Genomic DNA, 12,679 nt, shown 5'->3' with positions numbered 1-12,679 from the left:
TAGACCGCATCTAAGTCGCGCTGACGGGGCAACTTGATCTCATCGCGCATTAGGCCGCGTTGCGCAGCCCGGCGAGGAACGTATCGACGCTGTGCGACAGCGCGGAGGCGTGATCACCGAGTTGGCTCGAGGCGTCCAGCACGCTGCCGGTGAGGGCGCGGGACTGGCCGGCTGCCTCACTCGCGCCCGCGACGTTGGTGGAGACCTCGCCGGTGCCGGCGGATGCCTGCTGCACGCTGCGGGCGATCTCCCGTGTGGCTGAGTCCTGTTGCTCGACGGCGGCCGCAATCGCGGTGGCGATGCCCGAGATCTCGCGGATGGTGCCGCTGATGTCGCCGATGGCGCTCACGCAGTTGCCGGTTGCCGACTGGATCGCGCTGACTTGACCGGCGATCTCCTCGGTTGCCTTCGCGGTCTGGCTCGCCAGGTCCTTGACCTCGGCGGCGACCACGGCAAAGCCGCGGCCTGCGTCGCCGGCGCGCGCCGCCTCGATGGTGGCGTTGAGCGCCAGCAAATTGGTTTGGCTGGCAATCGCGCTGATCAGGCGCAGCACGTCGCCGATCTTCTCGGCTGATACAGCAAGGCTCGTCACCATGTCGGTGGTTTCCCTGGCCTTGACCACGGCATTCTCAGCGACGTGGCTGGAGTGGGTGACCTGACGGCCGATCTCGGTGATCGAGGACGCCAGCTCTTCGGTCGCCGCTGCGACCGCGTTGACACTGGCCGAAGCCTCCTCGGAGGCGGCGGCTGCGGCCGAGGTCCGCTCGGAGGTGCCGCTGACGCTGGTCGTGATCTCGCGGGCGACACGCTGCATGTCGGCCGTCGCCCGGGCGACGGCGGCGACCACGCCCTTGACGTCGGATTCGAAGCGGTCGGCCATCTGACGCTGCAGCGCCCGCTTCTCCAGTTCTCCCTTGGCCTTGTCGGCCTCTTGCGCCTCGCGCAGCGACGAGGTTTCGATCATGCCGCGGCGGAACACGTCGACCGCCTTCGCCATCGTGCCGAGCTCGTCGCGCCGGTCGCTGCCGGGAATCGTGACGCCGGTATCGCCGCTGGACAGTCTGTTCATCACCGCCGTGATCGCAGTCAGCGGCCGTGACAGGCCGCGGCCGAGCAGGAAGGCGAGCAGCACGGCCGCGACCAGGATCGCGACGGTGCCAAGGATCAGACTGCGCTGTGCGCTGGCAGCAGCGGCTTCGTAGTCCGTGGTGTCCTTGACGATCTCGAGCACGGCGACCGGCTGACCGGCATAGTTCCTGATCTGCCCGAGGTAGAGCTCGACCGCATGGCCGTCGAGAACAGCGTCGCGCAGCAGCGCCGCACCGTTCATCACGCTTCTGAGTTCGTCCTGGGTCGTAATCACGGTGTCGCCGAAAGTCGAGGACAGCCGCCGAAAACTCTGGCCGTCGAAGGAATGCACGGCCAAGTCGATGCCAAAGCGCTTCTTGGCGCGGTCGACGAACTCCTTGCCGAAGGCAACGCCGACGTCGACATTGGCCAGCGTCTTGCCATCGCGCATGATCGGGGTCATGCCGAAGATCGAAAGCGCCTCGCGGCTGGGCTCGACGCCAACGATCGGATTGCCGGTCTTGATTGACTCCACCACCGTCGCGCGCCGTGCGGAGGCGTCGTCGCCGAACAGTTTTGGCGTGTGGACGCGGTAGAAGCTGACCGCCGGGGCCTGCCAGAACGAGATCAGCGGGATGCCTTGCGCCTTCAGCGCCGCCCAGGGGGCGCCGAGCAGCTTTCCGAGGCCGTCGCGGTCGCCCTTGGCGATGGCGTCGCCGACCGGCGGCAACGCGGCGATGACAGCTGAGACCGCCAGCGCCGCGCGTCCCTCATAGTCGATCGCTGCAATCACGCTGTCATATTGCAGCTTGAGCTGCTGATCGAGCGCCAGCCGGGTCAGTGCGCGCTGCTGGCTGATCGAGAAGCCGCCGAGGATGGCGCAGGCGACCGCAACGGTCAGTGAGATCGCCAGGATCAGGCGGGCGGCAATCGATCGAAGCTTGAACATGGGACCGGCGGAACTCCAGGCATTAGCGCCGTCCGCAAAGTCTCAGAAAAAACTTAACAACTGCGCGTCGTCGCGGCCCGTATTTCGACCACGGCAACAGCAGCTAATGCTACTTTCGTACCGGCTAGCGGGTGGTCGGCGCCGCGGTCAAATTGCCGGAAAGAATCGCCTTGCCGGCGTCCTCGTACTGGGTGTCGCGCGCCTGAATCTGCTGCGCGATCGCGTGCATGTCGCGGAAGCGCCGCTCGAACGGATTTTTCGCGAACACCGCCGTCGCGCCCGACATGTGATAGGCGGTGTCGACCACCGCGGCCGATTGGTGGATGGTCCAGGTCGAGGCGATGCGGATCGCGATGCGATGCGCTTCGCTGATCGGACCGCCCTGCGACAGGTCCTGCCAGACGTCGTTCGCCGTCGCATAGAGATAGGCGCGGGCCGCGCGCAGGCTCGCCTCGGTGCGGCCGATCAGGCCCTGCACGCCATTGTTGTCGCGCATCGCCTTCAATCCTTGCGGCGTCTTGCCGCGCGCCAGCTCGGTCGCCGCGTCCAGCATGGCGCGGGCGACGCCGAGCGAGGTGGCGGCAAAGCCCATGCTGAACACCATGTTGGTCGACAGCTTGTAGAGCGGTCCCGGCTCGCGCAGCGCGGTGGGATCATCGCGCAGGGCGGCGAACTTTTCGGGGATGAAGAGATTGTCGACCGAATAGGAATCGGTGCCGGTGCCCTTCAGCCCGATCACATCCCAGACGTCGTACATCGTGGCCGACGCCATCGGGAACAGGAGGGTGCGGATCTCCGGCGAGCCGTCCGGCTTCTTGCGCTGCGAGCCGTCGGCCTCGACGACGCGGACATGGGCGCCGAGCCAGCTCGCCTGCCGCGAGCCGGAGGCATAGTCCCAGCGTGCGCTGGCGCGATAACCGCCGGGCTCGGCGCGAACCTCGTGGCCGATCGCGCCCCAGGCCAGGATGCCGGGCGCCGTGTTGAAGATCTCGTTGGCGGCGTCGGGCGCGAGACAGGCCGCGGTCATCGCGCAGACGCTGCACTGGCCGAGGCACCAAGCGGTCGACGCGTCGGCCTTGGCGATCTCCTCCTGCATCTGCATGAACACGTCGAGCGGTGCCTCGGCGCCGCCAAAGCTGCGCGGCAGCAGCGCGCGGTAGAGTCCATTCTCGACGAGAGCTGTGGTGACGGAAGGCGTCAGCCGCCGCGTCCGTTCGATCTCATCGGCTTCGCTTGAGATCAGCGGCGCCAACGCGCGCGCCCGCTCGACGAGGTCGAATCCCTGCGGCCTGTTCATGCGTTCCTCTGCCCCTTTTCGCATTCTTGTTGGGCGGGTTACGCAATGGTGGCGCATTCGGCGGGAGACGGCAAGGTGGGATGACACCGTTGCAGATCAGCTATTCAGGGAGATGTCCGCGACGTGGAAGACGGTCAGGGAGCGCAGCCGATCGTCAGCAGCCGGCCTTCAGCGTTGCTGATCGCGTCTACGATTCGAGCTGCTACCCGCAATTCCAGGCACGGCCAATCGGCGTCCAGGTCCAGCACGGGCCGTAGCTGCCGCCATTGTAGCGGCCTCCGCCGTGGAATCCGGGCCGGCCGAAATAATATTGATCGCCGCCATACCAGTAGCGCGGCGAATAGTCCGGGTAGCCACGGGCGGCGCCCCGCGGCCCAAGCACCGGAATGGTTTCGTTGGGTGGTTGGCGGTAGCCAGGCAGGAACCCATAGCCATGCCAGCGGGCGACGTTTCGCTTCTGCGCGGGCGCGCTCCACGACACGGCGGGCTGCAACGACAGGAGAATGGCGATCGACAGGGACAGGATGCGCAACATGATCACAGCATAGTCGGCTCGCCGTTCAATGGCGATTCAAATCAAAGTGCGTTTCACGTTGAGACACGAATGGACATCGAAGAGCGGCAGCAGGACCGCACCTCAGCTATCCACCTTCAGCGCGGCAATAAAAGCTTCCTGCGGGATATCGACCTTGCCGAACTGCCGCATCTTCTTCTTGCCTTCCTTCTGCTTCTCCAGAAGTTTCCGTTTGCGCGTGATGTCGCCGCCGTAGCATTTCGCGGTGACGTCCTTGCGCAGTGCGCGGACGGTTTCGCGCGCGATCACTTTGCCGCCGATCGCCGCCTGGATCGGGATCTGGAACATGTGCGGCGGGATCAGTTCCTTCATCTTCTCGACCATGGCGCGGCCGCGGCCTTCGGCGCGGGTCCGATGCACCAGCATCGACAGCGCATCGACCGGCTCGTTGTTGACCAGGATCTGCATCTTGACGAGATCTGCCACCTTGTAGTCGGTCAAATGATAGTCGAACGAGGCGTAACCCTTGGAGACCGATTTCAGGCGATCGTAGAAATCGAACACGACTTCGTTGAGCGGCAGATCGTACTTCACCATGGCGCGGGAGCCGACATAGGTCAGCTCCTTCTGCGATCCGCGGCGGTCCTGGCACAGCTTCAGCACGCTGCCGAGATATTCGTCGGGGGTCAGGATCGTGGCCTCGATCCACGGCTCCTCGATATCGGCGATCTTGACCACGTCGGGCATGTCGACGGGGTTGTGGATCGATATCTCCTGGCCGTCGGTCAGGTGCATCTTGTAGATCACGCTCGGCGCGGTCGCGATCAGGTTGAGGTCGAACTCGCGCGACAGCCGCTCCTGGATGATCTCCAGGTGCAACAACCCGAGGAAGCCGCAGCGAAAGCCGAAGCCGAGCGCGGCCGATGTCTCCATCTCGTAGGAGAAGCTGGCGTCGTTCAGCCGCAGCTTGCCCATCGCGGCGCGCAGCGTTTCGAAATCGTCAGCGTCGGCCGGGAACAGGCCGCAGAACACCACCGGGATTGCCGGCTTGAAGCCCGGCAGCATTTCGGTGATCGGCTTGCGGTCGTCGGTGATGGTGTCGCCGACGCGGGTATCGGCGACTTCCTTGATCGCAGCGGTGATGAATCCGATCTCGCCGGGGCCGAGTTCGTCGACCTGCGTCATCTTGGGCGTGAAGAAGCCGACGCGCTCGACGTCATAGGCCGCATTGGTGCCCATCATACGGATGCGGCCGCCCTTCTTCATCACGCCGTCGACCACGCGGATCAGCACGACGACGCCGAGATAGACGTCGTACCAGCTGTCGACCAGCAGCGCCTTCAGGGTCGCATCGCGGTCGCCCTTCGGCGGCGGCAGCCGGGTGACGATCGCCTCCAGCACGTCGGGGACGCCAAGGCCGGTCTTGGCCGAGATCATCACGGCGTTGGAGGCGTCGATGCCGATCACGTCCTCGATCTGCTGCTTGATCTTGTCGGGTTCCGCGGCGGGGAGATCGATCTTGTTGAGCACCGGCACGATCTCGTGACCGGCGTCGAGCGCGTGGTAGACATTGGCCAAGGTCTGCGCCTCGACGCCCTGGCTGGCGTCAACCACCAGCAGGGAACCTTCGCAGGCCGCCAGCGACCGTGAGACTTCGTAGGCGAAGTCGACATGGCCGGGCGTGTCCATCAGGTTGAAGATGTAATCCTTGCCGTCCTTGGCGTGGTAGTTGAGCCGGACGGTCTGCGCCTTGATGGTGATGCCGCGCTCGCGCTCGATGTCCATCGAATCGAGCACCTGCTCCTTGCCCGCCATTTCGCGATCCGTCAGCCCGCCCGTCATCTGGATCAGGCGGTCGGCCAGGGTCGATTTGCCATGGTCGATATGGGCGACGATGGAGAAGTTGCGGATGTTCGAAATCGGGGCAGTTGTCATGGGGCGCGGGATAGCATCCGCACCCCCGAGCGGCAACCATATTGCGGTATTTTGCAGCGATGTGACCGCGAATCACCGGGGTTTTGCCGCGAACCCGCCGTGATCGATTTTCGGGCATGGTTCGGCTGGGTTTGACGTTCACGCCAAGCTGATTCCACGGATGCGAAAAACGCGCTACGCACTCGCCATGTCGACTGCCTCATATCTCCCCACCGCATCACGCGCGAAGCGCAAATTGTCGCTCCGGCGGACTGCCGCATGGCTGGTCTCGCGCGCGACCGATCCCAAGGCCGGCCTCTGGCTCGTGATCGGCTTCGCGCTGGTCCATGCGGTGCTCTGGACGTTGATCCTGGTCAGGCTCAAGGCCGCGCAGGACGTCCATATGGACGTCGCGGAGGCCTATGCCTGGGGCCAGCGCTTCCTGCTCGGCTATGGCAAGCATCCGCCGCTGTCGGGCTGGATCGCCGGCGTCTGGTTCAGGATCTTTCCGGTCACCAACTGGTCGACTTACGCGCTCGCGATGGCCACCGTCAGCTTCGCGCTGGTGGTTTGCTGGCTGATCGCGCTGCGCGTCGTCGACCGCCGCCGTGCGTTCTTCATGGTGGTGGTGCTCGCGCTTTACCCGATCTTCAATTTCAAGGGCTTCAAGTACAATGCGGACCTGGCGCAGCTGGTGCCGCTGCCATTGCTGATGCTGGCCTATCTGAACGCGTTCGAGAAGCGCAGTGTGAAATCCGGCCTGTGGCTCGGCTTCGCCGCTGCGCTGGCACTGATGGCCAAATACTGGGTGCTGACGATGATCGGCGCCATCGGGCTTGCCGCGCTGATCCATCCGCAGCGGATGCAATTCCTGCGCTCGCCGGCGCCATGGGTCGCGATCGGCACGATGATCGTGGCGATGATCCCCCATCTGGTCTGGCTGGAGGAGGTGGACTTCGCGCCGCTCACCTATGCCGGCGACGTCTACGCGCTGTCGAGCCGCGCGCTCAACGTCCAGCTTGTGATCGGCTATCTCGGGCACAATCTCGGGCTGCTTGCCGCGCCGGTCCTGCTCGGCCTGCTGGGGCTGTCACTGAGCTCGCTGTCGTGGCGGCCGGCGCGGATCTGGTCGCGTGGGCCAAATCCAGGCATCAATCTGCCGCAGGCGCTCAACATCTGGATCGTGCAGTCCATCGTCGCGATCGGGCCGCCGCTCGGCGCGCTGGCGTTCACGGTCTATATCAAGACCGATTGGGGCATCCCGCTGTTCTTCCTGGTGCCGCTGGCGCTGGTCGCGATTCCCTCGCTGCGGGTGCCGCGCATGGCACTGTTCACGATCACGGCGATTTGGTTCGTGGTCACGATCGCCACGCTATTGGCCGCGCCCTGGATCGCAAGGCAGGAGATGGCGTCCAGCCACGCCGGCGCCTCGACCTATGCCGCGCGCTCCGAGCTGGCGCGGGAGCTGACCGAAACCTGGCAGGCCAAATTCCATTCGCGCTGGGCGGTTGTCGCCGCGCGCTCCGATATCAGCGAGCCGATCACGTTCTACAGCACGGATCATCCGGCGGCGATCACGCCCGGCGAAGTGTCGTCCGGACTGACCTCGCTCGATGAAGCCAGGCGTTACGGCTTCATCGGCATCTGCGACACCACCGATCCGGACTATCTGAGGCCGTGCGAGGCCTGGATGGCGGAGCATGCCAAGGACGCCGAGTCGCTGGTGATGACCACGCAGCGCTTCTTCCAGGGCCATCCCGGCCCCTCGACGATCTGGAAAGTCTATCTGGTGCCGCCGGCGAACTAGCGTAGCTGGGTCTCGCAGAGAGTGCGTAGGGTGGGCAAAGCGCAAGCGTGCCCACCACCGCGAGCACAGCGTGTGAAGGTGGGCACGTCGCTGCGCGCCTTTGCCCACCGCACTGACGTTACGACACTACGCTTACGTGCCTTCTTCGTTGAATTTCCCAGCGACGAGTTCGGCGATCGCGTCCAGCGCGGCCTGCGCTTCGGGGCCGGTCGCGGAGACCGTGACCGTGGTGCCGGGGCCGGCAGCGAGCATCATCAGGCCCATGATCGAGGTGCCGCCGACGGTCTCGCCGCCGCGGGTGACCCAGATCTCGGCGTTGAAGCGCTCGACCATCTGGACGAATTTGGCCGACGCCCGCGCGTGCAGGCCACGCTTGTTGACGATCAGGAGTTCGCGGGAAATGGCGCTCGCTGGCACGCTCGGGCCGACGTCGTTCGCGCCCGAGGCCTCGTCGCTCATTTGCCTGCGAGAACGCGGCTGGCGATGGTGACGTATTTGCGGCCGGCTTCCTGCGCCATCGAGATCGCATCGGGCAGCGAGCGCTCCTCGCGAACCTTGGCGAGCTTGACCAGCATCGGAAGATTGATGCCTGCGAGCACTTCCACCTTCGGACGGCTCATACAGGAGATCGCAAGGTTGGACGGCGTCCCACCAAACATGTCGGTGAGGATCGCAACCCCGTCGCCACTATCGACGCGATTCACCGCTTCGATGATGTCGCTTCGACAGAGATCGGAGTCGTCCTCGGCTCCGATCGTAATTGCTTCAATTTGTTTCTGCGGACCCATTACGTGTTCAAGCGCTGCCCTGAACTCGTCGGCAAGGCGCCCATGGGTCACCAGCACTAGACCAATCATCGGAAACTCCTCGCGGGCGCTTTTGGTGCACCGCACGAACGCGCCACTTTGACCATCCAGAGGCCCCGCGCAAGGGGGCATCTTGGCTAGTCTCCCTGTTCCTGGCGATAGAGAGGGGAGGCTGCGCCGACCAAATCGGACGCGATAGTGGAACTGATATGGTTACCAATTCCCTTCCCACAATCGGCTGCAAGGTTACGGGAACATGAACTTTCAGTTGTCGTCAGCGCGGCGACAACCAGCGGCAGGGGTTGGAAACTGGTTGTCACGGCAATTCTCGGTATTATAACACCATTAAGGCTGGTTTTGAGCGCTTCTGGCGGCGGCAGCCGTTCCGCGTCATCGGCGGCAAGGTCGACGACCAATCCCACCACAGCCTCCGCGACGAAGGCACAACGGCGGATTCCGAGGCCTCGAATCTCGATCAGGCCGGCCAGTTCGCGCGCCGGGCGAACCCACAATTGTTCGCCGGCTGTGTCGAGATGGACACGGTCGTCGCCGACCAAAATGGCCGGAGGGAGCTGTCCGGCGCGGCCGGCGAGAATCAGATCGAACGCCAGGCGCGACTTGCCGGCGCCCGAAGGCCCCCGGATCAGCACGGCAAGGCTGCCGACCAGAACGGCTGACGCGTGCACGCTTGCCTTGCCGCTCATAGCGCCGGCAACCGAACCACGAAGCGCGCGCCGGCGGCCGTGGGATTGCCGTCCTCATCCGCCGGGCCCGGACGGTTTTCCGCCCAGATGCGCCCGCCATGCGCCTCGATGATCTGCTTGGAGATCGACAGCCCGAGACCCGAATTCTGGCCGAAGCCCTGGTGCGGCCGGTCGGTGTAGAAGCGCTCGAAGATCCGTTCCAGCGCATCGACGCCGATGCCGGGTCCATCATCGTCGACGATGATCTCGATCTCGCCGCGGACGCGGCGGCAGATGATGCGCACCTTGTCGCCGGGCTTGGAAAACGACTGCGCGTTCGACAGCAAATTCGAGATCACCTGGCCGAGCCGTGAATCATGGCCGGGCAGCGAGAACGCGTCGTTCGGTCCGCGGCCCTCGAGGCGGATTTCGACGGCGACGTCGTGGCCGAGCCGCGTCTCGTTGGCAACGCTGGTCAGCGTCGTCAGCAGCCGGCGCAGATCGACCGGCGCCATGTCCTGCCGCTGCAACTCGGCGTCGAGGCGGCTGGCGTCCGAGATATCGGAGATCAGCCGGTCGAGCCGCTTGACGTCGTGTTCGATCACGGCGAGCAGCCGCGCGCGGCTGTTCTCGTTGCGCGCCAGCGGCAAGGTCTCGACCGCCGAGCGCAGCGAGGTCAGTGGATTCTTGAGCTCGTGCGCGACGTCGGCGGCGAACATCTCGATCGCCTCGATGCGGCTGTAAAGCGCGTTCGTCATGTCGCGCAATGTGCCTGAGAGATGGCCGATCTCGTCGCGGCGCCCGGTGAAATCGGGGATTTCGACGCGGGTCTGGATGCGGCGGCGAACGCGCTCGGCCCCGTCGGCGAGCCGCCGCACCGGGCCTGCGATGGTGCTCGCAAGCAGCAGCGACAGCACGATCATGACGACGGAGGCGACGCCGCCGATCTTGAGGATGGCGAGGCGTTCGGACGTCACCATGTGGTCGATGTCGTCGCCCTGGGTGGTCAGCATCAGCGCGCCGCGCACGGCGCGGAAATGCTGCACCGGAACCGCGACCGAAACCACCACCGCACCGCGTTCGGTGACCCGCACCTTGCTGCCGTTGGTGCCCTCGAGCGACTCCGCGACTTCGGGATAGCCCTTGCCGCCTTCCGGCCCGAGCTCGCGGTAGATCGGCAGGTCGCCGCGGTTGAACCAGGTCTTGATCGCGGTCTTGGTCTTCTCGAACAAAGACGGCTTTTCCGACGGCGGCGGCAGCTCGAAGCGCAGCACGTCGCCGCGCGCGAACAGATTGCGGCTGTCGAGGATCAGCCCGCCGTCGCGGTCGAAGATGCGGGCCCGCGTCTTGGTCGGTGCGATCAGGCGGCGCAGGATCGGCGCGACGCGCTCGGGATTGATCGGGAAGTCCGCCGATTCATCCGGCTGGCCAAAACTCTCGCCGGGCTTGAGGTCGAGCAGCCGGTCAGGATCGATGGTGACGGTATTGCCTTCGACGGTCGCCGAGGCCGCGATCGCCTCCGAGATGATCTCGGCATAGACCATCAGGCTCTGGGTGCGCGCCTCGATCAGGCCGGCGCGGAACTGCGAGAGATAGAGGATGCTCGCGACCAGCGCGACGAGGCCGGCGAGGTTGAGCGAGACGATGCGGCGCGTCAGGCTCGAGAACGACAGCGCGAAAAAAAACTGCCCGGCGCGGCGCAGCCAGCCGAGCGGGCGGCGCCAGCCTCGGTCCCGTGGCTCCTTGTCCGCAAGGTCTTGCGCCACGAGGTCCTGATCGACGGACTGCGACGTGTCCTCGCTGTTCAGGCCCTGTTGAGGCTGCGTTCGATCAAGCACAGGCAAAACTGCCGGTTGGTTTGGATGTCGTCCCGCGAAGCATATGATTGCCCGCGCGAGCTTACTGCAATCGCGCGGGCCGTGTCAGTCAGCAAACTGTCCGAAAAGCGCAGATCAGGCTTCTTTGAAACGATAGCCGACGCCGTACAGCGTCTCGATCATCTCGAAATCGTCGTCGACCACCTTGAACTTCTTGCGCAGCCGCTTGATGTGGCTGTCGATGGTGCGGTCGTCGACATAGACCTGGTCGTCATAGGCCGCGTCCATCAGCGCGTTGCGGCTCTTCACCACGCCGGGGCGGGTGGCCAGCGCCTGCAGGATCAGGAACTCGGTCACCGTCAGCGTCACCGGCTCGTTCTTCCAGGTGCAGGTATGGCGCTCCGGGTCCATCCGCAGCAGGCCGCGATCGAGCGCGCGGGCATCCGGCTCCTTCGCCGGCGCAGCCGGGTCCTTGGGCTGGCCGCGGCGGAGCACCGCCTTGACGCGTTCGACCAGCAGGCGCTGGGAAAACGGCTTGCGGATGAAATCGTCGGCGCCCATTTTCAGGCCGAACAATTCGTCGATCTCTTCATCCTTGGAGGTGAGGAAAATCACCGGCAGGTCGGACTTCTGGCGCAGCCGCCGCAGCGTCTCCATGCCGTCCATGCGCGGCATCTTGATGTCGAGGATCGCGAGATCGGGCGGTGAGGTGCGAAACCCATCCAGCGCCGACGCTCCGTCCGTATAGGTCATGATCCGATAGCCTTCGGCTTCGAGCGCGATCGAGACGGAAGTGAGGATGTTGCGGTCGTCGTCGACCAAGGCGATTGTGGGCATGGGCTGCTTTCACAATGAGAGTGGTTTAAACGGCGGGCATTCCAGCAACGCGCCGTGTAAATGGGCTTCGAAGGCGGTCAACGAGCAATGCAAGCTGGGCTGAAGTGTGACCGAGTTCCGCAAAAACTCTTCTGCGGTCGAGGCGTTCCATTCCCATATAGCACCCTGCCGCCGGGAGAAAAGGTCCTTTTTGCAGCAAAAAAGAGCCCTTTCTGCAACAGGATAGCGTGACAGAGCCATGCAACCGACCGCCGATTTCGACCCCGCCCGCCTTGCCCGCTCGCTGCTGCGCCGCAGCCACCAGGGGGCACTCGCCACGCTGATGGCTGCCAGCGGCGACCCCTATTGTTCCCTGGTCAATCTGGCCAGTCATCCAGACGGCTCGCCGATTCTGCTGATCTCGCGACTGGCGCTGCATACGAAGAACATCCTGGCCGACAATAGGGTATCCCTGATGCTCGACGAGCGCGCCGAAGGCGATCCGCTGGAGGGCGCCCGGATCATGCTGGCGGGGCGGGCGGAAGAGGCAGCGGAGGGCGAGCTGGAACTCGCCTGCCGGCGCTATCTGGCCGCCCATCCCTCGGCGGAAGTCTTTGTAGAATTTAAGGATTTCGCGTTCTTCCGGATCCGGCCCACCGGCGCCCATCTGGTCGCCGGGTTTGGCCGCATCGTCGATCTCGGGCCCGAGCAGTTTTTGACCGATCTGGGCGATGCCGCGGGCCTGCTGGAGGCCGAGGCGGGGGCGGTGACGCATATGAATGAGGACCACCGCGAGGCGATGAACCTCTACGCCACGCGGCTGCTCAGCGCTGACAGTGCGGATTGGGCCTGCACCGGCTGCGACCCTGAGGGCATGGACATGCAGGCCGATCGCAGGACGTTGCGGCTCGATTTCCCTGACAGGGTCACCAACGGCACCGAGCTGCGCAAGATGCTGGTCCGGCTCGCCGGCGAGGCCCGCGCCAGACGTTAATGGGACGGGATAAT

General features: G+C 64.9%; 11 protein-coding genes. 2 read left to right on the top strand and 9 right to left on the bottom strand.

All coding sequences use genetic code 11. From position 1 onward, the window contains the following. Positions 1-49 precede the first annotated feature (49 nt). From UP10_RS29625 to lepA, 4 genes are all read right to left on the bottom strand, one after another. Positions 50-2,017 (bottom strand): methyl-accepting chemotaxis protein, encoded by a 1,968-nt coding sequence (locus UP10_RS29625; protein ID WP_044590728.1) that lies wholly within the window; start codon positions 2,015-2,017, stop codon positions 50-52. Between the two features lie 124 nt (positions 2,018-2,141). Continuing rightward, the gene (locus tag UP10_RS29620; RefSeq protein WP_044590727.1) at positions 2,142-3,314 is read right to left on the bottom strand and encodes an acyl-CoA dehydrogenase family protein; all 1,173 of its coding nucleotides are present in this window, start codon (positions 3,312-3,314) and stop codon (positions 2,142-2,144) included. A gap of 202 nt (positions 3,315-3,516) precedes the next feature. After that, on the bottom strand, positions 3,517-3,849 hold the full coding sequence (locus UP10_RS29615) for a hypothetical protein (protein WP_044590876.1): 333 nt from the start codon (positions 3,847-3,849) through the stop codon (positions 3,517-3,519). Positions 3,850-3,951: 102 nt separating this feature from the next. Further along, positions 3,952-5,763: a translation elongation factor 4 gene (gene lepA / locus UP10_RS29610; protein ID WP_044590726.1), complete on the bottom strand. Its 1,812-nt coding sequence runs from the start codon at positions 5,761-5,763 to the stop codon at positions 3,952-3,954. A gap of 187 nt (positions 5,764-5,950) precedes the next feature. On the opposite strand from lepA, the gene UP10_RS29605 reads away from it, so the two are divergent. After that, positions 5,951-7,549 carry a glycosyltransferase family 39 protein gene (locus UP10_RS29605; protein ID WP_044590875.1) on the top strand — a complete coding sequence of 533 codons (1,599 nt, stop codon included), beginning with the start codon at positions 5,951-5,953 and terminating at the stop codon, positions 7,547-7,549. Positions 7,550-7,681: 132 nt separating this feature from the next. On the opposite strand, the gene UP10_RS29600 is transcribed toward UP10_RS29605, so the two are convergent. From UP10_RS29600 to UP10_RS29580, 5 genes are all read right to left on the bottom strand, one after another. Next, on the bottom strand, positions 7,682-8,008 hold the full coding sequence (locus tag UP10_RS29600; protein WP_044590725.1) for an HPr family phosphocarrier protein: 327 nt from the start codon (positions 8,006-8,008) through the stop codon (positions 7,682-7,684). Then, the gene (locus UP10_RS29595; protein ID WP_044541218.1) at positions 8,005-8,406 is read right to left on the bottom strand and encodes a PTS sugar transporter subunit IIA; all 402 of its coding nucleotides are present in this window, start codon (positions 8,404-8,406) and stop codon (positions 8,005-8,007) included. The genes UP10_RS29600 and UP10_RS29595 overlap by 4 nt, the downstream gene beginning before the upstream one ends. 86 nt (positions 8,407-8,492) lie before the next feature. Next, complete coding sequence (locus UP10_RS43340) at positions 8,493-9,059, bottom strand: HPr kinase/phosphorylase (protein ID WP_082077306.1); 567 nt, start codon at positions 9,057-9,059, stop codon at positions 8,493-8,495. After that, positions 9,056-10,876, bottom strand: a complete 1,821-nt coding sequence (locus UP10_RS29585; RefSeq protein WP_044590723.1) for a sensor histidine kinase — start codon at positions 10,874-10,876, stop codon at positions 9,056-9,058. The genes UP10_RS43340 and UP10_RS29585 overlap by 4 nt, the downstream gene beginning before the upstream one ends. 114 nt (positions 10,877-10,990) lie before the next feature. Further along, positions 10,991-11,692 (bottom strand): response regulator transcription factor, encoded by a 702-nt coding sequence (locus UP10_RS29580; RefSeq protein WP_044541017.1) that lies wholly within the window; start codon positions 11,690-11,692, stop codon positions 10,991-10,993. A gap of 238 nt (positions 11,693-11,930) precedes the next feature. On the opposite strand from UP10_RS29580, the gene UP10_RS29575 reads away from it, so the two are divergent. Next, on the top strand, positions 11,931-12,665 hold the full coding sequence (locus UP10_RS29575) for a HugZ family pyridoxamine 5'-phosphate oxidase (protein ID WP_044590722.1): 735 nt from the start codon (positions 11,931-11,933) through the stop codon (positions 12,663-12,665). The last annotated feature ends 14 nt before the right edge of the window (positions 12,666-12,679 follow it).

The sequence above is a fragment of the Bradyrhizobium sp. LTSPM299 genome (assembly GCF_000938235.1).
Classification (GTDB): domain Bacteria; phylum Pseudomonadota; class Alphaproteobacteria; order Rhizobiales; family Xanthobacteraceae; genus Bradyrhizobium.
The sequence above is the reverse complement of the archived record's forward strand: the minus strand, read 5'-3'. Positions and strand labels throughout refer to the sequence as shown.

Coding starts and splice junctions, on each gene's coding strand:
- UP10_RS29595 (WP_044541218.1), bottom strand. CDS start 8,406: ATGATTGGTCTAGTGCTGGTGACCCATGGGCGCCTTGCCGACGAGTTC.
- UP10_RS29605 (WP_044590875.1), top strand. CDS start 5,951: ATGTCGACTGCCTCATATCTCCCCACCGCATCACGCGCGAAGCGCAAA.
- UP10_RS29625 (WP_044590728.1), bottom strand. CDS start 2,017: ATGTTCAAGCTTCGATCGATTGCCGCCCGCCTGATCCTGGCGATCTCA.
- UP10_RS29620 (WP_044590727.1), bottom strand. CDS start 3,314: ATGAACAGGCCGCAGGGATTCGACCTCGTCGAGCGGGCGCGCGCGTTG.
- UP10_RS29580 (WP_044541017.1), bottom strand. CDS start 11,692: ATGCCCACAATCGCCTTGGTCGACGACGACCGCAACATCCTCACTTCC.
- UP10_RS29615 (WP_044590876.1), bottom strand. CDS start 3,849: ATGTTGCGCATCCTGTCCCTGTCGATCGCCATTCTCCTGTCGTTGCAG.
- UP10_RS43340 (WP_082077306.1), bottom strand. CDS start 9,059: ATGAGCGGCAAGGCAAGCGTGCACGCGTCAGCCGTTCTGGTCGGCAGC.
- UP10_RS29575 (WP_044590722.1), top strand. CDS start 11,931: ATGCAACCGACCGCCGATTTCGACCCCGCCCGCCTTGCCCGCTCGCTG.
- lepA (WP_044590726.1), bottom strand. CDS start 5,763: ATGACAACTGCCCCGATTTCGAACATCCGCAACTTCTCCATCGTCGCC.
- UP10_RS29600 (WP_044590725.1), bottom strand. CDS start 8,008: ATGAGCGACGAGGCCTCGGGCGCGAACGACGTCGGCCCGAGCGTGCCA.